The following is a 20,933-nucleotide window of genomic DNA, read 5'->3' on the forward strand; positions in this document are numbered from 1 at the left end:
TGGGCGGCCCGAAGGCCGCCGCAAGAAATCTCAGGCCGCCGCTTTCAGCGACGCCTTCTGCGCGGCAAAGGCCCAGTCGAGCCAGGGCAGCAGCGCTTCGAGGTCGGCTGTCTCGACCGTCGCGCCGCACCAGATGCGCAGGCCGGGCGGGGCGTCACGATAGGAGCCGATGTCGTAGGCGACGCCTTCCTTGTCAAGCACAGAGACGATCGCCTTCGCAAAAGCCGCCTGCCCGTCGGCATCGAGCGCCGCGACTTGAGCGTCGGTGAAAGACAGACACACGGAAGTGTTGGACCTTGTCGCCGCATCGACTGCGAGATGGCCGAGCCATGAGGATCTGTCGACAAAGCCGTCGAGCACAGCGGCGTTGGCATCCGCTCTGGCAATCAACGCGTCGAGACCGCCGATCGACTTCGCCCAATTGAGCGCGTCGAGATAATCCTCGACGCACAGCATAGACGGCGTGTTGATGGTCTCGCCTTTGAAGATGCCTTCGATCAGCTTGCCGCCCGACGTCAGGCGGAAGATCTTTGGCAGCGGCCATGCCGGCTTGTAGGTTTCCAGCCGCTCGACCGCGCGCGGGCTGAGAATCAGCATACCGTGCGCGCCCTCGCCGCCCAGCACTTTCTGCCAGGAGAAGGTGACGACATCCAGCTTCTCGAAATCGAGCCTCTGGGCGAAGGCGGCCGAGGTCGCGTCGCAGATCGTCAGCCCCTTGCGGTCGGCCGGAATGAAATCGCCGTTCGGCACCCGAACGCCTGAGGTCGTGCCGTTCCAGGTGAAGACCACGTCGCGGTCGAAATCGATCTTCGCCAGATCAGGCAGCTCGCCATAACCCGCTTCGATCTTTCTGGTATCGGCGAGCTTCAGCTGCTTGACGACATCGGTCACCCAGCCGGAGCCAAAGCTTTCCCAGGCGACCATGTCGACGCCGCGCTCGCCAAGCAGCGACCACAGCGCCATCTCGACGGCACCGGTGTCCGACGCCGGCACGATGCCGATGCGGTAGTCCGCCGGGACCTGGAGAATTTCCCGCGTCAGCTCGATCGCCTGTTCGAGCTTGGTCTTGCCGATCTTGGCGCGGTGGGAACGGCCGAGCGCAGCGTTCGTCAGCGCCTCGACCGACCAGCCGGGGCGTTTTGCGCAGGGACCTGAGGAGAAATTGGGGTTTGCCGGACGGAGTCCGGGCTTCGTATGCGTCGTCATCGTGGTCTATCCTTCCAGATAGTGGCCCCTCGTTGGGGAGGGGTGGCCCACGGACGGCGATATGCGTTCAGCCATCAGGCGTCAAGAGGAAAGTTTTTGTCGCGGACAAGATACAAGCAATCCGCGATCAGGATGTCGTGAGCCCAAACGCAAACGGCGGATCGAAAAGATCCGCCGTCAGGCTTCGTGTCTATAGCCAGCTTACCAGAGGTCGTAGCGCAGCCCGAGTTTGACCTGATGATTGCTGATGCCCTTGCGGATCGGATAGGAGGTCAGGCTCGCGGCTGTGACATATTCGGCATCCGGCGCCGAAAAATACTGATAGCCGAGATCGACGGAAACATTCTTGGTCACCTGATAGGCCAGGCCCGCATCCAGAGTATAGGCCAAGGCATACTGGGTCTTGTTGTCGCTGCGGACGAAATCATCCGTAGGGTCGAGATTGTCGGTGAAGTAGCTCGCCGACAGCTTGTATTTGCTCCGGACCAGCCCGATGCCGGCACCCAGATAGGGTGTGATCCCGACATAAGTGCCAAGATCGACATAGCCATTGACCATCCCCGACAGGGAATAATTCTCCAGGGACGCCGACGCCACCGTTGCCGTGGCCGGCGGTATCACCGTCGCGGTGTCGTCGTAGTGGATGCCAACCTTGTTGCCCGGCAGATAGCCGAGATTGATATCGGCGCGCAGATAGTCGTTGAAATGATAACCGAAGCCGATGCTGACAAAGGCGGGATCCTGCTTTTCGCTGAAGCTCGCCGGCGCGAAGGTGAAATCCTGATCCTGGTAGCTCTTCTGCGCGAGATAGGAGACGTCGCCGCGCAGATACCAGCCCGAGCCGACCTCGACCGGTTGATAGTCCGGCGCCTGATCGACATAGACCGGCGGATCGTAGTCGGCGGCCTGCGCCGGCGTCAGCGGAGCAAGCACGAGTGCGGCGAGCGCCGGCACTGTCAGCGATTTGAAATTCATGGGTCCCCGGCTCCTGAAATTGGCGCGTCATTTGATTGCAAGCACCGTTTCAGCAGGCATTGTTAACCATAGTGGTTAAGTGCGGGTTAAGGATAACGCGGCGTTACCGAATTGATTTCGGTAGGCTTTCTTCAGCGCACGCGACCGATTGAAAATGCACCGCAATCGGCAAACGAAAACCGCCCGGCATGGCCGGGCGGTTCGCAAATTCCAGGATTTCGAAGCGACTACTTGGTGTAGATCGGCTCGGGCTGATAGGCCACCACGGGCGCGGCGCACCCATTGTTGCCGCCGAACTGGTAGCGCAAGCCACCGCGCACTTCGTGCGTATTGAAGCCACGATCGTGGCCTGGGCCGGAACTGCTTGCATCCCATTCGAACATGCGGCCGCCCTGGATATGGGAGAAGCGATAGCCCGCATCGAGGATGATTTTGTCGGTAAGGCAATATGAAGCGCCGGCCATGAGCGCATAGGCGAAGCGCCAGTTGGACGAGCCGGGATTGGTCTCGGTGGTATTCGGATCGTGGACCGTATCCCACTTGATGTGCGCGCCACCGATACCGGCGCCGACATAGGGCGTCACGCCGTGCCAAGTGCCGATATCGACATAGGCGTTGGCGAGCAGCAGCAAGGCGCTCATCTTCGACACCTCGACCGAAGTCCCGCTGATATCCGAGGTTGAGCCGTTGAATTTCGACTTGAACCAGTAGTCGGCCGTCAGATCGGTACGGAAGTGTTCGTTGATCTTGTAACCGACGCCGGCACCGAGCGAGAAACCGGCCTTGAGCTTGGCGGAATCAAAACTTCTTTCGCCAGGCGTGATAAGGTTGGTAACGGGATCGATGGTATAAGTCGTATAGTTGACGCCGCGTAGATCCGACTTGTGATAGTCGATATCGCCGCGGATGTACCAGCCGCCGACCTCGGCCGGCTGCTCATAGGCAACCGGCGGCGGCGCTTCCTCGACCACCGGCGGTTCCGCCAGATCGGCGGCGAAAACCGGCCCGGCCACGCCTGCGAACAGCGTGGCAAGGAGAGCCATTTTTGCTGTATTGAACATGCTTGTCACCCCTGAGAACCGTCGGGAAAATCCAACCCGCCTGAATATGATTGACCTCAGTTGTGGATAATGAATTGCAAAAGTTAAAACGCGTTTAACCCTGTCGATTAACCACGAATTCTCGATATTTTAGCAAACAGTCTCTGCCGGCCTGATGCCGGGACTGCCTGGCGGAAACAAAAAGCCCGCCAGGAGGCGGGCCTTGAGGTCTTCGAGCCGGCAGTTCGCGCCTGCCGCTGGAGGCGGCGCGATCAGGCGGCGCTGCGCGTTTCCGAGATGATGTCGACAATGCCGTTGACCACGGCTTCGACCAGCTGCGGGTCGTCGCCCTCGGCCATGACGCGGATCAGCGGCTCGGTGCCGGAGGGCCGGATGACCAGTCGCCCGGCCTTGCCGAGACGGTTGCGCGCATCTTCGATCGCCGCCTTGACCGGGGCTTCCTCAAGCGGCTTGCCGCCGGCGATGCGGACATTCTTCAACAGCTGCGGCACCGGCTCGAACTTCTTCGACAATTCGCTCACCGGGCGGTTCTGCCGCTTGATGCAGGCGAGAACCTGTAGCGCCGAGACGAGCCCGTCGCCGGTGGTAGAGAAATCGGACAGCACGATGTGGCCCGATTGCTCGCCGCCGACATTCAACCCATGCGCGCGCATATGTTCGACGACATAGCGGTCGCCGACCTTGGTGCGGTGCAGCTGCAGCTTCATGTCGCCGAGGAAGCGTTCGAGGCCGAGATTGGACATAACCGTCGAGACGACGCCGCCGCCGGCGAGCCGCCCGCTCTGATGCCAGGACTCGGCAATAAGCGCCATGATCTGGTCGCCGTCGACGATCGTGCCGTTCTCGTCGACAATGACCACGCGGTCGGCATCGCCGTCGAGCGCGATGCCGATGTCGGCGCGCACTTCATGCACCTTCTTCTGCAGGCCGGCCGGATGGGTCGAGCCGCATTCCTTGTTGATGTTGAAGCCGTTCGGCTCGACATTGATGGCAATGACCTCAGCGCCCAGTTCCCAAAGGGCAGCTGGGGCCACCTTGTAGGCGGCGCCATTGGCGCAGTCGACGACGATCCTGAGACCCGACAGCGACATCGAACGCGGCAGCGTGCGCTTGGCGAATTCGATGTAGCGGTCATGCACGCCGTCGACACGCTTGGCGCGCCCAAGCCCGTCGGAATCGGCGAGGGCCAGTTCGATGTCCTTGTCGAGCATGCTCTCGATGCGCTCCTCGATCTCGTCGGAGAGCTTGTAGCCATCAGGCCCAAACAGCTTGATGCCGTTATCGAAATAAGGATTGTGCGAGGCCGAGATCATGACGCCGATGTCGGCGCGCAGCGAGCGCACCAGCATGGCCACCGCCGGCGTCGGAATCGGGCCGAGCAGGAACACATCCATGCCGGCGGCGCAAAGGCCGGCCACCATCGCGTTCTCGATCATGTAGCCGGACAGCCGCGTGTCCTTGCCGAGCACGACGCGGTGGCGGTGGCTGCCGCGCTGGAACGACAGGCCGGCGGCCATGCCTACCCGCATCGCGATCTCAGCCGTCATCGGAAATTTGTTGGCGCGCCCGCGAATGCCGTCGGTGCCGAAATAGTGCCCTGCCATGCTACCCAGAATCCCCGTCGGTTCTTCAGTTGCCCGTAATGCCACAAATTTGGGCACCACAAATCATCACAATGTATGATCGTATGTTACCAATCCTTAGAAAATCATTGTAGCGATCTGTTCAAGTGTTTCCACAGCCTAACAGGATGACACGGTCTTGCCGCAATATAGCAGTCACACTAAGCCGCTCGGCGCAGGTTGTCCGGTAAACCCTTCTTTTCGAGGCCGCAGATCGCAATGATTTCATCACCTTGTCGGGAGGACGCGCTTTGCGAGGGTATCGGCGCGAGTTAGCATCTGGCGCAGCCTAGCGTTGAAAGCTATTGATTCACCAAAGGGACGCCATCGGCGCAGCAACGGGAGAAACGCCATGCTCATCCATCGACTTGCAACTTTGACGGGTCTTGCCGTCGCAACCTTGTTCATAGCGGCCCCCGCCAACGCGCTTACCATGGCCGAGTGCAGTACCAAGTATAATGCCGCCAAAGACGGCGGCACGCTGAACGGACAGACCTGGAACCAGTTCCGTAAAGCCGAATGCGGCACCGACGCGGCCGCCACCACCGAGACCGCCAAGCCTGCCAAGAAAGCTGCAGCGGCCAAGGCGGACACGACGAAGGCCGCCGCTGCCGCCGACGACGGCGCCAAGGGCCTGACGGCCAAGGAATGCAGCGCCAAATACCAGGCTGCGAAGGCCGCCGGCACGCTCAACGGCGCGAAGTGGAACGACTTCCGCAAGACCGAATGCGCCGCCGGCGCATCCGCAGCGGCAGAACCCGCCAAGGCCACGACCAAGGCAGCAGCCGCAGCCGACGATGGCGCCAAGGGCCTGACGGCCAAGGAATGCAGCGCCAAGTACCAGGCCGCCAAAGCTGCCGGCACGCTCAACGGCGCGAAGTGGAACGACTTCCGCAAGACCGAATGCGCCGCCGGCGCATCCGCGGCGGTACAACCGGCCAAGGCCACGACCAAGGCAGCTGCCGACAGCAGCGGCAAGAGCCTGAGCATGGCCGATTGCAGCGCCAAGTATCAGGCGGCCAAGTCTGCCAACACGCTGGGCGGCAAGAAGTGGAACGACTTCCGCAAGGCCGAATGCGGCGCCGGCGCCGATGACGACGACACCGTGCCGGCTCCGAGCGAGGCGACCTACACCAGCGAGCCCGAGAAGCCCTCGGTCACCGCCCCCAAGGGCGTGAAGTTCCCGACGGCGATCTCGAAGAAGTACGCCAGCGAGACCCCGGCCAAGGGCCGCATGCACACCTGCCTCGAGCTCTACTATGCCAACAAGGACGCCAACACGCTCAATGGCCTGAGGTGGATCCAGAAGGGCGGCGGCTTCTACAGTCTCTGCAACGCCAAGCTGAAGAGCTGATCGCGTAGCCATATTCTCCAGACAAAGGCCCGCGCATCGCAGCATGCGCGGGCCTTTTTGTTTCGCTCGAAGACGCCCGGCTTTGCTCGCGTCCACATATCGCGGAAGCTGTCGGCATCATCTATTCGCCCACACTGCCCACCGCCAGACTTATCGGTGGTACGCAAAGATTCCAATTGAACATATCCGGAACAAACAGTATACAAAAGGACATCGAACTTTTTTGTCAACCAGGAGGGTCTTATGTCCAGATTGAAATTGGCGGCATTGGCTGTGACGGCATGGGTTGCTTGGAGCGTCGCCCCTGCAAGCGCACTGACGATGAAGGAATGCGGCGAGGCCTATCGCACAGCCAAGGAAGGCGGCACTCTGAACGGCATGGATTGGACCGCTTTCCGCACGGAGAAGTGCGCGACGTCAGCTGCGGAGAGTGCCAGCGCGGATACGGTCAAAACCGAGCCGCAGCCGAAGAAGGAAACCAGCGCGGCGGTCGCCCCCGCTGTAGCGCCGGCGGGCGTGACATTCCCGACCACCCTCGCCGCCGAGTTCAAGACCGAAAAGCCCGCGAAGGCGCGAATGAAGACCTGCCTGCAGGGTTACCACGGCAACAAGGACGCAGGTACGTTGAACGGCCTTCGCTGGATCCAGAAGGGCGGCGGCTATTACAGCCTCTGCAATGCCAAGCTGAAGAGCTGATCGGCCAGCAGCGTTTGAAGATCGAAAAGCCCGCCAACCTCATGGTTGGCGGGCTTTTGTTGAGGTCTTGCCAGCCTCAAGCGCCTTGTTTCGAGAGCCGCAGGAGCGCGACCAGGCTTGAAAGATCGGCATCCGGGTGAATGTCGCCAGTCCCGGTTTCATCGATACGCCGACCATGGGGAGGTCATCAGCGGCAAATGGAAGGCGTTACTGCTCTGGCAGATTCACAAGGCGCCGGCCCGATTCGGTGAGCTGAAGCGGCTGGTGCCTGACATCAGCGAAAAGATGCTGATCCAACAGCTGCGCGAGATGGAGGCTGACGGCATCGTTCACCGCGAAGTCTTCCCCGAAGTGCCGCCCCGGGTCGAATACTCGATCACCGAATTCGGCATCGAGCTGGACAATGCCCTGATCCCGCTGGCCAGATGGGGCAAGCAACATGCTGGCCGGTCTGACGGTGTGCGCCCCGGCAGAGCCAGTGCAATCGCACCACACGCTCTTTGATCAACCCTGAATAGCAAAACGCCGCGGATTGAAGCCGCGGCGTCTTCTTGAATCGAGCGATTTCAGCTCAACTCGACGGCTGAGGCTCCATGCCGCCTTCGGGCTCCGGGCCCTTCTTGCGGCGGCCGGACTTCGGCACCGCTGAACCACGGCTTGGCGGTGTGTCGTCGCCGAGGTCGCGTGCGGGCTTGTGCCCGGCGATCAGCTGCTTGATCTCCTCGCCCGAAAGCGTCTCGTATTCGAGCAGCCCTTGCGCCAGCGCAATCCATTCCTTCTTCTTCTTGGTCAGGATGGACTTGGCCGAGACATAGGCCTCGTCGATCAGCCGGCGCACTTCGGCGTCGATGATCTGCGCGGTCTCTTCCGAGATGTTCTGGGTGCGCGCCACCGAATGGCCGAGGAAAACCTCTTCCTGGTTGTCGCCATAGGCGACATGGCCGAGCTTGTCCGAGAAGCCCCAGCGCGTAACCATGGCGCGCGCCAGCTTGGTCGCCTGCTCGATGTCGGAGGAAGCGCCCGAAGTGATGTTCTCCTTGCCGAACTTGAACTCCTCGGCGACGCGGCCACCCATCATAATGGCAAGCCGCGAGACCATGTACTTGTAGCTCATCGAATAGCGGTCGCCTTCCGGCAGCTGCATGACCATGCCGAGCGCACGGCCGCGCGGGATGATGGTCGCCTTGTGCAGCGGATCGGCGGACGGCACGTTGAGCGCCAGGATGGCGTGGCCGGCCTCGTGGTAGGCGGTGAGCTCCTTCTCGGCCTGGGTCATGGCCGACGAGCGGCGCTCGGCGCCCATCATGATCTTGTCCTTGGCGTCCTCGAATTCGGCCATGGTGACGAGGCGCTTGTTGCGCCGCGCCGCCATCAGAGCGGATTCGTTGACCAGGTTCATCAGATCGGCGCCGGAGAAGCCCGGCGTGCCACGCGCGACCACCTTGAGGTCGACATTGGGCGCCAGCGGCACGTTGCGCACATGCACCTTGAGGATCTTCTCGCGGCCGACGATGTCGGGGTTCGGCACCACCACCTGGCGGTCGAAACGGCCCGGGCGCAACAGCGCCGGATCGAGCACGTCGGGCCTGTTGGTGGCGGCGATCAGGATGATGCTCTCGTTGGACTCGAAACCGTCCATCTCGACCAGCAGCTGGTTCAGCGTCTGCTCGCGCTCGTCATTGCCGCCGCCGAGGCCGGCGCCGCGATGGCGGCCGACGGCGTCGATTTCGTCGATGAAGATGATGCAGGGCGCGTTCTTCTTGGCCTGGTCGAACATGTCGCGCACGCGGCTCGCGCCGACGCCGACGAACATCTCGACGAAGTCCGAACCCGAAATGGTGAAGAAGGGCACATTGGCTTCACCGGCAACCGACCGGGCGAGCAGCGTCTTGCCGGTGCCGGGAGGGCCGACGAGCAGCACGCCGCGCGGAATCTTGCCGCCCAGGCGCTGGAACTTCTGCGGATCTCGCAGGAATTCAACGATCTCTTCCAGATCTTCCTTGGCCTCGTCGACGCCGGCGACATCCTGGAAGGTGACACGGCCATGCGCCTCGGTCAGAAGCTTGGCCTTCGACTTGCCGAAGCCCATGGCGCGCCCGGAACCGGACTGCATCTGGCGCATGAAGAATATCCACACGCCGAGGATCAGGATCATCGGCAGGTAGGAAATGAGATAGCTGAACAGCGAGGTGGAACCGTCCGATTCAGGGCGCGCATTGATGACGACGTTCTTGTCCTGAAGCCGCGAGACCAGCTGCGGATCGCCGGGCGAATAGGTCTGAAAGCCATTCGCGTTGTCGGTGTAGGTGCCCATGATGCGGTCGCCGGCGATGGTCACCGTCTTGACCCGGCCGGCCGCAACCTCTTGCAGGAACTGCGAGTAGGGAACGTCTTGCGAGGCTCCGCGCGTCTGCGGCGTCTGGAACAGATTGAAGAGAGCGATGAGCAGGACCGCTATGATCGCCCAGAGCGCGAGGTTGCGATAATTCGGATTCATCAATTGTCCCGTTGGTACCCTGTGGGGCACGCGTATGAGAGGAAACTTGGGTCTAACATAGGGAGAGCGCCTCCCCTTGCCAAGCATAACAGCACGTCTGGGTTAAGCTTTCGCGCCACCATCAACGGTCACTGTGGCGGCTGGAAGGCAAGGCCGGGACCGGCGGCGCGCCGGTCAGTTCGGCGACGGCCCTGGCCAGCGCCAGATCGAAGCTGGGCAGGAAGCGTGCAAAAGGCGCAACGGTCGGGCTGAGGGCGATTGCCGGCGCCGTCGTTACATCCCCTGCAAAGCCAAGGCATTCGCCGCCGCGCCACAGCGCCGGTTCCGCTGCCAAAGCGGCGCGGACAAGGCTTGCTGGCGCGCCATTCCCGGCACTCCGTTTGGCCGCGGCAGCCGCGCCGAGCGGCGCGATCAACAATGCACCAGAACTGTCGCTCAATGTGATCGCCTCTGCTTCGGTGACCCGCCTGCGACCGTCCCAGAGTCCGGCCGCCAATGGTGCGGCAGGCGGCAGGTCGCGCGATTCACGGTACATGAAGATGCCGGTGCGCCTGTTATCGACGACCGTCCGCGACAATGTGGCGCAAAGCGGCCCGGCCTGCATTTGCTGGAACAGCGCTTCACTACGCGCCTGGTCCGGTAACAAGGCGACGCCGCCCGTCGTCGCCAGCAGGACACGCAGCCCATAGACCGCGGCTTGCGTGTCGTCTGCGTTGGCGAAACCGGGTTCGAGGTGGATGAGACCCGGTGCCGGCTGGCCGGCAAATTCCCAGATCAGCGCGGCGGCGCGACGGCCGAGTTGCTCGCGCTCGGCGGCGGCACGCCTGGCCAGGCCGATCGCCTCGGCAAAACGCTGCCCGCTCCGGTCTTCGCCGAGCACGGCGCGAATGCGCGGCCGTTCGAAATGCGCATCCGTGTTGGTCGGGTCCTCCGTCCAGCCGACATTTTCGCGCCGCAGGAAGGCCCGCAATGCCGCGCGCCGTACGCCGAGCAGCGGCCGCGTGATCCAGATCCGCCAGTCATAGAGGGTGGCCGGCGCCATGCCGGCGAGCCCGCGGCCTGCCGTTTCGCCAAGCTCGTGGCCATCATTCCGCGCGGCTCGCATCAGCACGGTCTCGGCCTGGTCGTCCGCTGTGTGGCCGGTCACGATCACACCGATGCCCTGCGCCTGCGCGGCCTCGGCCAGCAGCCGGTAGCGTGCCTCGCGCGCCGCGGCCGGCAGGCCGGTCGACGGCTTGTCGCCGGACCAGCTAAGTATGCGGTGCGCGATACCGCGCTCGGCACAGAGCTTGGCAACGGCGCGTGCTTCAGCCGCCGCTTCCGGACGCAGGCCGTGGTCGATCGTTACCGCCACCAGCCTGGCTGTCGGGGCATTGCGGTCGAGGTGAGCTTTGAGGAGAAGAAGGAGGGCGGTCGAGTCGCTGCCGCCGGACACGGCCGCAACAGCGCCGTTGGAAAAGTCGATCGTTGAAAAATCCGAAAGGTCAGGCTCGGTATCGAGCATCAATGCATGTCGCCCAAAACTGGTCCCCGGACGCCGACATGCAAGGGGAAGACTAGCACGCCGCGAGCGCCCTTTCCTGTTTGACGCGTTCCTTGAGCGCGGCCGAGATATCGGGATAACGCTTGCCGATCTCGCCGAAGGTGGCGCAGGCGACATCCTTCTGCTTGAGACCGACCAGCGACACGCCGAGCTTCAACAGCATGTCGGGCGCCTTCTTGGCCTTCGGATAGTCCTTGCTGGCGGAGAGGAAAACCTCGGCCGCGTCATGATACTTCTGCTGGCCAAGCAGGGACTCGCCCAGCCAGTAGTGCGCGTCCGCCGCCTTGGCGTCCTTGGGGAAACGGGCGATGTGGTCGCGAAAACCCTGCTCCGCGGTGCTGTAGTCGCCTGACAGGATGAACTGGTAGGAATTGCGGTAGATCTCTTCCGGATCGTTGGTGGAAGGCAGCGCCGCCACCACCGTTCCGTCGGACTTGCCGGCCTTGGGACCGGTCGCCGGCGCCTCGGCGGCGGGAGCCGCACCTTCCGCCGGCGCGGTCGCCTGCGTGTTGCCGCCGGCATCGACCACATTGCCGTTCTTGTCGACAGTGATGGTGCCGAACGTCTTCGGCGGAGTGCCGGTGATCACCTTGCCGGGATCGCCGGTCTGCGATTCGACGATGACTTCGCCGACGCTCTGGCCGCCATCCGATTGTGCTCCCGAATCGGCCGGCGCTTGGCTTCCCGGGGCCTCGGCGACGCTGTTGCCGGTATCGCCATCCTGCGGCGCCGCCTCCGATTTCTTCTGCGCCGGCGGCTGCCCGCTGGAGCCGCCTTCCAGCTGCTGGAAGCGGAATTCGTTGTCTTCCTGCTGCTTGCGCATCTGCTCCTGCATCTGCAGGACCTGGAAATTGAGTTCCTCGATCTTCCCGTTCATCTGCCGCAGCTGTTCTTCGAGGCTGGCAGCGGTGGTGCCGTCCTGCTGCTGCGCGATCTGTTGCTGCTCCGGCTTCTCCTTCTTGCCGAAAATGCCGAGCGTCGGCAGATGGAAGGAAAAGCCGCTATCCGCGGGTTGTCCGGTGCCGCTCGCAGTAGCCGCGAAGCCTGATACGAGCAGCAGCGCAAGCGTGCCGCTCAAGACCGATCTGAAATGCATGTGCCTCTCGCCGTTTAATTCGTGAGCCTGTTCGCGCCTTCCAATCACAGGAACCAGCCAGACGCCCTCGGCTCTTAGCAGGAGGCGAGACTTCGGCCAAATTTTGTTTCCGGATTTTGTTTCCGGGACCGGAACTGAAAAAGGCGGCCAATGGCCGCCTTTCGCATGCAGGTGTTGCAATTTTGCGACTAAAGCGCCGCAGTCTTGCTGATCAGGAACCGGCACCGGAGAGCGTGGTGACGGCGCGGCGATTCTGCGACCAGCAGGAGATGTCGTCGCAAACCGCGACCGGACGTTCCTTGCCGTAGGAAATCGTCTTCAGGCGGCTTGCCGAAACACCCCTGGCGACCAGGAAGTCGCGGGTGGCGGCGGCGCGGCGGGCGCCAAGCGCCAGATTGTATTCACGCGTGCCGCGCTCGTCGGCGTGGCCTTCGACGACGATGGCATACTGCTTGTACTGGTTGAGCCACTGCGCCTGGCGCGACAGCGTCGTCTGCGCATCGGCGCGGATCGAGGACGAGTCCGTATCGAAGAAGATGCGGTCGCCAATGTTGACCGTGAAGTCCTGCGCCGAGCCGGGCGTTGCGGCACCCGCGCCATTGAGACCAAGGTCGGCGGCGCTGTTCGGGGTCTTCTTCGAGGCGCAACCGGTGATGGCGAGCATCGCGATCAGCGCAATCATCGCCGGGTTTCTGGTAAGTGCTGCGATACGGCCCATGCCGCCTCTCCTTCGTATTCGAGTGATTTCGTTGATCACCCAGTAACCACGTTTGGGTTAACCGGCATTCAAGAAACACGGTTAAAATTTGGTTTCAGCCGCCCGTCCGCAGCAGAAAGGACCTGATGCCACAATGGTCGCGGACCGTAGGCGGAAATGCGGCCAAAAGGCGACTTCGGCGTGAAAAAAGCCCCAAAACGGGGCTTTTAGGGCACTGTTGCCAAGTTGCAACGAAGCGAGCAGGGGCTCGGCTGAAACGTGGTTACTCCAGCAGCGGGGACCACGCCGGATCGGAAGCGAAGTTCGCCGTCGGGATCGACTGTTCGTTGCGGCCGGTGAGATCGACGGAAACCAGTTTTGGGCCACCGGCGGAGTCACGGAAGAACATCAGCACGCGGCCGTTGGGCGCCCAGGTCGGCCCTTCCTGCTGGAAGCCGGACGACAGGATGCGCTCGCCAGAGCCGTCGGTCTTCATGACGCCGATCTGGAATTCGCCGCCCGTCTGCTTGGTGAAGGCGACGAGATCGCCGCGTGGCGACCACACCGGCGTCGAATAGACGCCGTCGCCGAACGAGATGCGGGTCTGGCCCGAACCGTCGGCGCCCATCACATAAATCTGCGCGCGGCCGCCGCGGTCGGAAGTGAAGACCACCTTGCTGCCGTCGGGCGAATAAGACGGCGAGGTGTCGATGGCCGTTGAGTTGGTCAGCCTGGTCGTCGAGCGGCTGCGCAGATCCATGGCGAAGATGTTGGAATTGCCGTCATCGCGCAGCAGGCTCATGATCACCTTCTGGCCGTCGGGCGAAAAGCGCGGCGCAAAGGTCATGCCGGGAAAGTTGCCGACCAGCTCGCGCTGCCCGGTCTCGATCTGCAGCAGATAGACCCGCGGCTGGCCGCTTTCGTACGACATATAGGTGATTTCCTGCCGGTTCGGCGAGAAACGCGGCGTCAGCACGATCGACTTGCCGTCCGAGAGATAGCGGACGTTGGCGCCGTCCTGGTCCATGATGGCAAGCCGCTTCTTGCGCGCATTCTTGGCGCCGGATTCGTCGATGAAGACGACGCGGGTATCGAAATAGCCTTTCTCTCCGGTCAGCCTCTCATAGATCGCGTCGGCGATGATGTGGGCGACGCGCCTGGTGTTGGCGTCGTTGGCGAAGAACTGCTCGCCGGACATCTGCTGGCCGGCAAAAGTGTCCCACAACCGGTACTGGGCGCGGATGCGGCCGTCCGCCTCCTTGCCGACGCTGCCGGTTACCAGCGCCTGCGCGTTGATCACCTTCCAGTCGTCGAAGCGCGGCTGCGCATCCGGATTGGCGATCTTCTCGATGAAGGCGCTCTTGTCTATCGGTGCGAACAGACCGGAGCGTTTCAGATCGGCGCTGACGATATCGGAGATCTGGGCGCCAATCTCACCTTGAAAATCGGTGATCGCGATCGGCAACGGCTCGACATTGCCCTTGTTGACGTTGATCTCGACGAGTGCTCGCGCCGGCAAGGTGGCAACGGCAGTCATGCCCAGCGCCATGGCTGCAATCGTCAGGAGCGGCTTGAGGATGGATTTCATGTCGTCTCGCTTCTCTTAACTGATTTTGTGGACGCCAGACTTAAAGCCCAAGCATCTCTCTGGGATCGAAAGTGACCCGAACCTGGGCCCAGATATCCTGCTTGCCGGCAGGAACCTGCAGGCCGGCCATGTTGCATTTCTGGACGGCACGCACCGCACTCTCGTCGAACTGCTGGTTTCCGCTCGATTTCTCGACGGTCGGCCGGCCATCGAGCTTGCCGGAGGCGTCGAGGTTGAACAGGACCACGGCGACGAAGTTTTCCGAACCCTCGAGCCCCACGGGAAGGGTCCAGCAACCGCCGAGCTGATCCGACAAAGCGCCCATTTCGCTTTGCGACAGCTTCTGGCCCTGGGTCTTGTCGGCGCCGAGCGACGCCTGCTGCGTCGAGCGCTTGGCGCCGCCGCCGGATGGCTTCTGCTTGTCGAGGAGAGCTGAAATCTCATCAGCGTTGAACTGCTTGTCCTCGGACTTCGGCTTGGACGAGGCTTCCTTGACCGGCTTGTCGGCATCCTTGCGGTCCGGCGCTTTGGCGCTTTCAGCCTGCGCCGGCTGCGGCTTCGGTCGCGCTTCGGGCGCGGGCGCGAAATTCGGCAGCTGCGCCTCCTCCGGAGGCTGCTGTTCCGTTATGGCCTCGGCGACCGCATCGGGCTTGACCTCTGGCTTCGGCTCGATAGCGGCGGTCGTCTCCGGTTGCGGCGCTGGCGCCGGCTCCTTCGCCGGGGTCGGCTTCGGTTCGGCCTGCTTGACCGGCTCGGGCTTGACCTCTTCCTTCGGCTGCGGAACCGGCGCCACTTCCGTTGCCGGTGTCGGCTTCGGCTCTTCCTTAGGCTTCGGCGCGTCCTCGGTCTTCGGCTTTTCGGTCGGCGTCGGCGCCAGGGCAGCCGTCGCTGTTTTCTCGACCGGCTTCGGCTTGGCCTCGTCCGTCACCGGCTTGTCGGTATCGACGCTGTTCTCGCCAATCTTCTGTGCCGCTGGCACGATATCGGGTCGCTTGGTCGGGGTCGGCGCCGGCTTTTCGCGCATCACTGCCTTCTTGTCGCCCTGCAGCGTCTGCGCGACGGCCTCTACCGGCACGATAGCGACCGAGACCGATTCAGCATCGGACGCCGGCATGGCAGGCGGCGACGACAGCGTGAACAGCCCGAAAGCCAACGCTACCGTGTGCAAGATCACCGATGTGGTGAGGCCAGTCCGCATCTTGGCGCTACTGTTCCTGTTCCTGCAATGAAACCAGGCCGATGTTCTTGTAACCAGCGGCCGAAATGCGGGCCATCACCTTCATGGCGGTGCCATAGTCGGTCGACTTGTCGCCGCGGATGAAGATGCGTTCGTCATAGCCGGTCTTGGAAATTGCCTGCAGCTTCGCGACCAGCTCGTCGATCGGAATTTCGGTCTCCTGCAGGAAGATCTTGCCGGCCGGGTCGATCGAGACGGTGATCGGCTGGGTATCGACGTTCATCGCCTTGGCCTGCGTATCCGGCAGATCGATCGGAACGCCGACCGTCAGCAAGGGTGCCGCGACCATGAAGATGATCAACAGCACCAGCATCACGTCGACCATCGGCGTGACGTTGATTTCCGATATCAGCGCGTGATGGCGGCCGCGCCGCCTGTGGCCGCGTCCGCCGCGTCCCGAGATGCCTACCGACATACCCATCTTGCTGCTCCTCAGGCCTTCGGTGCGACTTTTTCATCGATTTGGCGCGAGAGTATGGCGGAGAACTCGTCCGAGAACCCTTCCATGCGCACCGCGATCTTGTTCGCGTCCGATGACAGCTTGTTGTAGGCGATAACAGCCGGGATGGCAGCGAGCAGGCCGATGGCCGTTGCCAGCAGCGCCTCGGCGATGCCGGGCGCCACCACCGAAAGGCTGGTGTTCTTGGACGCGGCAATGGCCTGGAACGAGGTCATGATGCCGATGACGGTGCCGAACAGGCCGATGAAGGGTGCCGCCGAACCGGTGGTGGCGAGGAAGCCGAGCCGTCCCTCCAGCCGTTCCATCTCGCGCGTCAGCGCCAGGTCCATCGCCTTGTCGATGCGGGTCTGCAGGCCGAGCGGCGATTTGGCGCCCTTCTCGAAACTCTTTTTCCATTCGCGCATGGCGGCGACGAAGATCGCGCCCATGCCGGTGGTCTTGCGGTCCGCGAGCGTGCGGTAGAGCTCCTCCAGCGACTGCCCCGACCAGAACACCTGTTCGAAGCGATTGAGCGACAGCCGCATGCGGGCATAGCTGACCAGCTTGTCGACGATGATCGCCCAGGTCCAGATCGAAGCGCAGAGCAGCCCGATCATCACCAGCTTGACCACCCAGCCGGCCTGCATGAACAGCGCCCAAATCGACAAATGCGCTGCCGGGTCGGCGAGTGCGATATTTTCCATCGTTCAAGTCCTTAAGATTTTCCGGGCATCGCTGGCGGCTGGCCCATGGGCATCCCTTGTGGTCCGTTCGCGCTAGGCTTGCGGATTACCCCAAAATGCACCGTTAGCGGCCTTTTCAGGGCAAATATTGGTGAAAGGAAGGCGCACGGATTCTTCCAATCTTCACCAGTCTCTTCATGAACCGTTATGGTTAAGGATGGGTTAGGAAATATGGCGCGGCGCATTGCCGCGCCCCGGGACGACGGCAGCCCGCCCATCACAGTCGAATGCGCTGCCGATCAGCCCGCTCGTTGCAGGCCGGAATGCCTGGATATCAGCTTGCTCTCGGTATGAAGGCCGCGATCCATTCCTTGGGAAAGCGTTTCGGCCGGCCGTTCTCACCGATGATCGCCGCCTGGACCTTGGCCTCGACCAGCACCTCGGCGCGGCGCTTCAATTGCTGTGCCATGACGATGCGGGCGCCGGAAATGTCTTCGGTGCGAGTGTCGATGGTCAGGATATCGTCCATGCGGGCGGGCGAACGAAAATCGATCTCCATGCGCCGCACCACCCAGACGATGCGTTCGCCATGCTTGCCTTGGTGAAGTTCGGTGTGATGGACGCCGGCGAGCCTTAGATAGTCCGAACGGCCGCGCTCGAAGAATTCGAGATAGCGCGCATGATAGACGACGCCGGAGAAATCGGTGTCGGCATAATAGACCCGCACCATCAGCCGATGGCCGAATTCCGTCAGCGTACCGGAAAGCCCGGCAGTGAGTGCCGCCGATTCACCATGATCGTCCATCGCGCTTTCCTTTTTACCCCAAGCGGGGCACCTGTCCTGCCAAAATCACCAGCGCAGCAAACCGGATGGCACTGTTGACGGCGATGATCAAGACCTTGATGGCGGCGCTACTGGTGCTGGCGGCGTCTGCGCTGCCCGGCCACGCCGCGAGCTTTTCGATGAAGCGCGGCCTCAACCTCGACCAATGGACGACCTGGGTCGGGGAAGACAAATGGAATGACCGACAAGCCATCTTGCCCTATCCGGAATGGCGCAAGTTCCTCAACGGGGACGACCTCAAGGCGCTGAAGGCCGCCGGCTTCGACTTCCTGCGCATGCCGGTCGATCCCTCGCCGTTCATGTCGGACCAGACGCTGGCGCTGCGCGACGACCTTTATGCCAGCGTGCGGGACTCGGCTCGTATGATCAACCGCGCCGGCCTGAAAGTGATCGTCGACATGCACCTGATCCCCGCCGGTGGCGGCCGCGAGATCGGCATGGGCCAGGTGATGGACGAGCCCGCCATTTTCGACGCCTATGTCGAGGTCATCCGCAAGATGGCGCGCACGCTTGCCACCGAGGACCCGACGCAGGTCGCTTTCGAGCCGATGAACGAGCCGATCGTCGACTGCGACAGCGACGGCACCAGCCTGTGGCCGGAGCGTCAGCGAAAGCTGTTCGCCGCCGCGCGCGCCTCTGCCACCAGGCTGACGCTTATCCTCACCGGCGCATGCTATTCCAACGCGGCCTCGCTGGTCAGGTTCGACCCGAAGACGATCCCTGACGACAACATCATCTGGACGTTCCACTCCTACGACCCGTTCCTGCTGACCCATCAGGGCGCGACCTGGGCCGGCGATTTCATTCCCTATGTCACCGGCCTGCCCTACCCGCTGACCGCGGTGCCGCGCGCCAAACTCGATGCGACGCTGGATGCGATCCGCGCCAAGATGAAGGCTGAGGCGCCGTGGACCAGGCGGAGCGGCCTGCTCGCCTATCTCGACGAGCAGGTGGCCAGCATGGACACGGACGAAAAGCTGCTCGGCGTCATGGATGCGCCGTTCGAAAAAGTCGACGCGTGGGCGAAAACCAACGGCATCAAGCCGGAAAACATCACACTGGGCGAGTTCGGCATGATCCGCCAGGAATACGGCAATCCCTATGTGATGCCGCCGCAGTATCGCGCGGCTTACGTCAAGGACATGATTGCGCGCGCCGAGGCGCACGGTTTCTCATGGTCGGTGTGGAGTTTTGGCGGCGCCTTTGGCATCGTCGACGCCTTCAACGGCGAGAAGGCCGAACCTGCCGTGATGGATGCGATCCGCTCGCTGCCTTAGGCCGAACCCAGATCGATCTGCAGGATCTCCGGCCGCATGCCGAAGCGTATTGGCGCGATACTGAAGCCAAGCCCGCCAGATACGATCAGGTTGCGGTCATTCTCGATGACATGGCCATAGGCGAAACGATTGCCGAATCGGGACGGCACCACGGGCGAATAGCCGAACAGCCTGACCTGTCCGCCATGTGTGTGGCCCGACAGCGTCAGCGAAACCCGCCACGGCACTTTCGGGAAAATGTCCGGCTCGTGGGCGAGCAAGATGATCGGCGCCTGGTCGCTGACCTTCGCCAGCGTGCCGTCGAGATCGTCCAGGCCCTTGAAGTGACTGCGGCCCCAGGCCCGGCCGGGGAGCAACGCCAACTGATCGGCAAGACCGGCGAGCCAGAAGCCATGCCCGTGCTTTTCCAGGCGCACAACATCGTTTTCCAGCACCGCAATGCCGACGGCCTCCAGCGCCTTGCGTGAAATCGTCGGTCCGGCGCCAACCCTTTGGGCGGTACGGTCTTCCCACCAGTCATGGTTGCCGAGGATCGACCAGACGCCCAGTGGCGCCTTGAGGCCGGAAAGTGCCGGCGCCCATTCCGACGCATCCACCCAACCCGTCACCATTCGAGTGCCAGCCGGATAGTCGCCCAGCATGAGGATCACATCCGGATTGAGGGCATTCGCCTCGACGGCGAGCGACGCGATCCGCTCCGGCGTCATCCAGGGGCGGCAGGCATGGATGTCGGAAAGCACCGCGATGCGCAGCTTCAATCCCGCCGGCCAATGCGGCGGCGTCAGCTGATAGCGCTTCACACGCGTCAACAGCATCGGCTCGATGCCGACCGCATAGGCACTGAGCGAAGCCAGCGAGAGGAACGAACTCCCGACGAATTTCAGGAACCCGCGTCTGGTGATCACTTTCCCGGCTCCGACCCTGATCGGAGCGGTTCCGCGCCGACATTAAGACGCACGATAAAATCCAGGAATGCGCCTTCACGCTGGCAGGCTTGAGGAGATTCTGCGCAGACAAACCGTTCCGAAGAACAAATCTCCGTTACTCTTCCTGGAACAGGTTGATCTGCTGCTGCGCCAGGTCCTTCGGCGCGTCGAGGCCGAGATGGCGCCAGGCATTGGCGGTCAGCACGCGGCCGCGCGGTGTGCGCTGGATGAAACCCTGCTGGATCAGATAGGGCTCGATGATGTCCTCGATGGCATCGCGCGGCTCCGACAGGCCGGCGGCGATGGTCTCGATGCCGACCGGCCCACCGCCGAAATTGCGGGCAATCATGGAGAGATAGCGGCGATCGAGCGCGTCGAGGCCGAGCGCGTCGACCTCTAGCCGCGTCAAGGCTTCGTCGGCAATCTGCCTGTCGACATGGCCGTCACCGGCAACGGAGGCGAAATCGCGCACCCGGCGCAGCAGCCGGCCGGCGATGCGCGGCGTGCCGCGGGCGCGGCGCGCGATCTCCAGCGCACCGTCGTCGCCGAGCGGCATTTGCAGGATGCGGGCGCCGCGGCGCACGATCTGCTCCAGCTCCTCGACCGAATAGAAATTGAGCCGCACCGGAATGCCGAAACGGTCGCGCAGCGGATTGGTCAAAAGGCCGAGCCGCGTGGTGGCGGCGACCAGGGTGAAGCGGGCGAGGTCGATCTTGACCGAGCGCGCCGCCGGGCCCTCGCCGATGATCAGGTCGAGCTGGAAATCCTCCATCGCCGGATAGAGGATTTCCTCCACCGCCGGATTGAGCCGGTGGATCTCGTCGATGAACAGCACGTCGCGGTCTTCGAGATTGGTCAAGAGCGCGGCGAGATCGCCGGCCTTGGCGATGACCGGGCCCGAGGTCGAACGGAAATTGACGCCGAGCTCGCGCGCCATGATCTGCGCCAGCGTCGTCTTGCCAAGCCCAGGCGGGCCAACGAACAGCACATGGTCGAGCGCCTCGCTGCGGCCCTTGGCGGCTTCGATGAAGACCTTGAGATTAGCCCTGACCGCCGCCTGGCCGACGAAATCGGCGAGCGTCTGCGGCCGCAAAGTCTGCTCGGCATCCTCGCCGCGCTTTTCCGGGGCAATGAGGCGAGGGGAAAGGCTCATGCCGCCTTCCTCGCACAGGGTAAAGGAGGGGGCAAGCAA

The 20,933-nt window shown here is 62.9% G+C and carries 19 protein-coding genes; 4 read left to right on the forward strand and 15 right to left on the reverse strand.

Annotated elements, in window-relative coordinates:
• Positions 1 to 30: 30 nt before the first annotated feature.
• The 4 genes from AC04SH_RS03250 to glmM all read right to left on the reverse strand — a co-directional run bounded on the left by AC04SH_RS03250 (position 31) and on the right by glmM (position 4,846).
• On the reverse strand, positions 31 to 1,206 hold the full coding sequence (locus tag AC04SH_RS03250) for a phosphoserine transaminase (protein WP_477235069.1): 1,176 nt from the start codon (positions 1,204 to 1,206) through the stop codon (positions 31 to 33).
• 201 nt (positions 1,207 to 1,407) lie between these two features.
• Positions 1,408 to 2,181, reverse strand: a complete 774-nt coding sequence (locus tag AC04SH_RS03255; protein WP_477235071.1) for an outer membrane protein — start codon at positions 2,179 to 2,181, stop codon at positions 1,408 to 1,410.
• 227 nt (positions 2,182 to 2,408) lie between these two features.
• The gene (locus tag AC04SH_RS03260; RefSeq protein ID WP_477235073.1) at positions 2,409 to 3,242 is read right to left on the reverse strand and encodes an outer membrane protein; all 834 of its coding nucleotides are present in this window, start codon (positions 3,240 to 3,242) and stop codon (positions 2,409 to 2,411) included.
• Positions 3,243 to 3,493: 251 nt separating this feature from the next.
• Complete coding sequence (gene glmM, locus AC04SH_RS03265) at positions 3,494 to 4,846, reverse strand: phosphoglucosamine mutase (RefSeq protein WP_477235075.1); 1,353 nt, start codon at positions 4,844 to 4,846, stop codon at positions 3,494 to 3,496.
• A gap of 652 nt (positions 4,847 to 5,498) precedes the next feature.
• Between glmM and AC04SH_RS03270 the strand changes: the two genes are divergently transcribed.
• The 3 genes from AC04SH_RS03270 (at position 5,499) to AC04SH_RS03280 (ending at position 7,418) form a co-directional block, all read left to right on the forward strand.
• The gene (locus tag AC04SH_RS03270) at positions 5,499 to 6,218 is read left to right on the forward strand and encodes a hypothetical protein (RefSeq protein WP_477235615.1); all 720 of its coding nucleotides are present in this window, start codon (positions 5,499 to 5,501) and stop codon (positions 6,216 to 6,218) included.
• A gap of 243 nt (positions 6,219 to 6,461) precedes the next feature.
• Complete coding sequence (locus tag AC04SH_RS03275; RefSeq protein ID WP_477235077.1) at positions 6,462 to 6,914, forward strand: hypothetical protein; 453 nt, start codon at positions 6,462 to 6,464, stop codon at positions 6,912 to 6,914.
• A gap of 117 nt (positions 6,915 to 7,031) precedes the next feature.
• Positions 7,032 to 7,418 carry a winged helix-turn-helix transcriptional regulator gene (locus AC04SH_RS03280; protein ID WP_477235079.1) on the forward strand — a complete coding sequence of 129 codons (387 nt, stop codon included), beginning with the start codon at positions 7,032 to 7,034 and terminating at the stop codon, positions 7,416 to 7,418.
• Positions 7,419 to 7,485: 67 nt separating this feature from the next.
• Here AC04SH_RS03280 and ftsH read toward each other — a convergent pair whose 3' ends face one another.
• From ftsH to ybgC, 9 genes are all read right to left on the reverse strand, one after another.
• Positions 7,486 to 9,411 carry an ATP-dependent zinc metalloprotease FtsH gene (ftsH, locus tag AC04SH_RS03285; protein ID WP_477235081.1) on the reverse strand — a complete coding sequence of 642 codons (1,926 nt, stop codon included), beginning with the start codon at positions 9,409 to 9,411 and terminating at the stop codon, positions 7,486 to 7,488.
• Positions 9,412 to 9,532: 121 nt separating this feature from the next.
• Entirely contained in the window at positions 9,533 to 10,915 is a 1,383-nt protein-coding gene (gene tilS / locus AC04SH_RS03290; RefSeq protein WP_477235084.1) for a tRNA lysidine(34) synthetase TilS, read from the reverse strand.
• A gap of 52 nt (positions 10,916 to 10,967) precedes the next feature.
• Positions 10,968 to 12,050 (reverse strand): tol-pal system protein YbgF, encoded by a 1,083-nt coding sequence (gene ybgF, locus AC04SH_RS03295; RefSeq protein WP_477235086.1) that lies wholly within the window; start codon positions 12,048 to 12,050, stop codon positions 10,968 to 10,970.
• Between the two features lie 211 nt (positions 12,051 to 12,261).
• Complete coding sequence (gene pal, locus AC04SH_RS03300; RefSeq protein ID WP_112559660.1) at positions 12,262 to 12,768, reverse strand: peptidoglycan-associated lipoprotein Pal; 507 nt, start codon at positions 12,766 to 12,768, stop codon at positions 12,262 to 12,264.
• Positions 12,769 to 13,030: 262 nt separating this feature from the next.
• Entirely contained in the window at positions 13,031 to 14,335 is a 1,305-nt protein-coding gene (tolB, locus tag AC04SH_RS03305; RefSeq protein WP_112559662.1) for a Tol-Pal system beta propeller repeat protein TolB, read from the reverse strand.
• A gap of 40 nt (positions 14,336 to 14,375) precedes the next feature.
• Positions 14,376 to 15,533: an energy transducer TonB family protein gene (locus tag AC04SH_RS03310; RefSeq protein WP_192258709.1), complete on the reverse strand. Its 1,158-nt coding sequence runs from the start codon at positions 15,531 to 15,533 to the stop codon at positions 14,376 to 14,378.
• Between the two features lie 7 nt (positions 15,534 to 15,540).
• Positions 15,541 to 15,993 (reverse strand): protein TolR, encoded by a 453-nt coding sequence (gene tolR, locus AC04SH_RS03315; RefSeq protein ID WP_192258710.1) that lies wholly within the window; start codon positions 15,991 to 15,993, stop codon positions 15,541 to 15,543.
• Between the two features lie 11 nt (positions 15,994 to 16,004).
• Positions 16,005 to 16,715, reverse strand: a complete 711-nt coding sequence (tolQ, locus tag AC04SH_RS03320; RefSeq protein ID WP_142869706.1) for a protein TolQ — start codon at positions 16,713 to 16,715, stop codon at positions 16,005 to 16,007.
• A 313-nt stretch (positions 16,716 to 17,028) separates the two neighbouring features.
• On the reverse strand, positions 17,029 to 17,499 hold the full coding sequence (gene ybgC / locus AC04SH_RS03325) for a tol-pal system-associated acyl-CoA thioesterase (RefSeq protein WP_192258711.1): 471 nt from the start codon (positions 17,497 to 17,499) through the stop codon (positions 17,029 to 17,031).
• Between the two features lie 65 nt (positions 17,500 to 17,564).
• Here ybgC and AC04SH_RS03330 point away from each other — a divergent pair, with 65 nt between their 5' ends.
• Positions 17,565 to 18,815, forward strand: coding sequence for a glycoside hydrolase family 5 protein (locus AC04SH_RS03330; protein ID WP_488573931.1), 1,251 nt, complete (start codon positions 17,565 to 17,567; stop codon positions 18,813 to 18,815).
• Here AC04SH_RS03330 and AC04SH_RS03335 read toward each other — a convergent pair.
• Both AC04SH_RS03335 and ruvB read right to left on the reverse strand, forming a co-directional pair.
• The gene (locus AC04SH_RS03335; RefSeq protein ID WP_488573932.1) at positions 18,812 to 19,720 is read right to left on the reverse strand and encodes a metallophosphoesterase; all 909 of its coding nucleotides are present in this window, start codon (positions 19,718 to 19,720) and stop codon (positions 18,812 to 18,814) included. The two genes, AC04SH_RS03330 and AC04SH_RS03335, sit on opposite strands and share 4 nt — an antisense overlap.
• A 136-nt stretch (positions 19,721 to 19,856) precedes the next feature.
• Positions 19,857 to 20,894, reverse strand: a complete 1,038-nt coding sequence (gene ruvB, locus AC04SH_RS03340) for a Holliday junction branch migration DNA helicase RuvB (protein ID WP_112559820.1) — start codon at positions 20,892 to 20,894, stop codon at positions 19,857 to 19,859.
• Positions 20,895 to 20,933 lie beyond the last annotated feature (39 nt).

Source organism: Mesorhizobium sp. CNPSo 4688, from assembly GCF_057784295.1.

Excerpts from the sequence above, each read along its gene's own strand:
- AC04SH_RS03250 (WP_477235069.1), bottom strand. The coding sequence starts at position 1,206 with ATGACGACGCATACGAAGCCCGGACTCCGTCCGGCAAACCCCAATTTC.
- AC04SH_RS03255 (WP_477235071.1), bottom strand. The coding sequence starts at position 2,181 with ATGAATTTCAAATCGCTGACAGTGCCGGCGCTCGCCGCACTCGTGCTT.
- AC04SH_RS03260 (WP_477235073.1), bottom strand. The coding sequence starts at position 3,242 with ATGTTCAATACAGCAAAAATGGCTCTCCTTGCCACGCTGTTCGCAGGC.
- glmM (WP_477235075.1), bottom strand. The coding sequence starts at position 4,846 with ATGGCAGGGCACTATTTCGGCACCGACGGCATTCGCGGGCGCGCCAAC.
- AC04SH_RS03275 (WP_477235077.1), top strand. The coding sequence starts at position 6,462 with ATGTCCAGATTGAAATTGGCGGCATTGGCTGTGACGGCATGGGTTGCT.
- ftsH (WP_477235081.1), bottom strand. The coding sequence starts at position 9,411 with ATGAATCCGAATTATCGCAACCTCGCGCTCTGGGCGATCATAGCGGTC.
- tilS (WP_477235084.1), bottom strand. The coding sequence starts at position 10,915 with ATGCTCGATACCGAGCCTGACCTTTCGGATTTTTCAACGATCGACTTT.
- ybgF (WP_477235086.1), bottom strand. The coding sequence starts at position 12,050 with ATGCATTTCAGATCGGTCTTGAGCGGCACGCTTGCGCTGCTGCTCGTA.
- pal (WP_112559660.1), bottom strand. The coding sequence starts at position 12,768 with ATGGGCCGTATCGCAGCACTTACCAGAAACCCGGCGATGATTGCGCTG.
- tolB (WP_112559662.1), bottom strand. The coding sequence starts at position 14,335 with ATGAAATCCATCCTCAAGCCGCTCCTGACGATTGCAGCCATGGCGCTG.
- AC04SH_RS03310 (WP_192258709.1), bottom strand. The coding sequence starts at position 15,533 with ATGCGGACTGGCCTCACCACATCGGTGATCTTGCACACGGTAGCGTTG.
- tolR (WP_192258710.1), bottom strand. The coding sequence starts at position 15,993 with ATGGGTATGTCGGTAGGCATCTCGGGACGCGGCGGACGCGGCCACAGG.
- tolQ (WP_142869706.1), bottom strand. The coding sequence starts at position 16,715 with ATGGAAAATATCGCACTCGCCGACCCGGCAGCGCATTTGTCGATTTGG.
- ybgC (WP_192258711.1), bottom strand. The coding sequence starts at position 17,499 with ATGGACGATCATGGTGAATCGGCGGCACTCACTGCCGGGCTTTCCGGT.
- AC04SH_RS03330 (WP_488573931.1), top strand. The coding sequence starts at position 17,565 with ATGGCACTGTTGACGGCGATGATCAAGACCTTGATGGCGGCGCTACTG.
- ruvB (WP_112559820.1), bottom strand. The coding sequence starts at position 20,894 with ATGAGCCTTTCCCCTCGCCTCATTGCCCCGGAAAAGCGCGGCGAGGAT.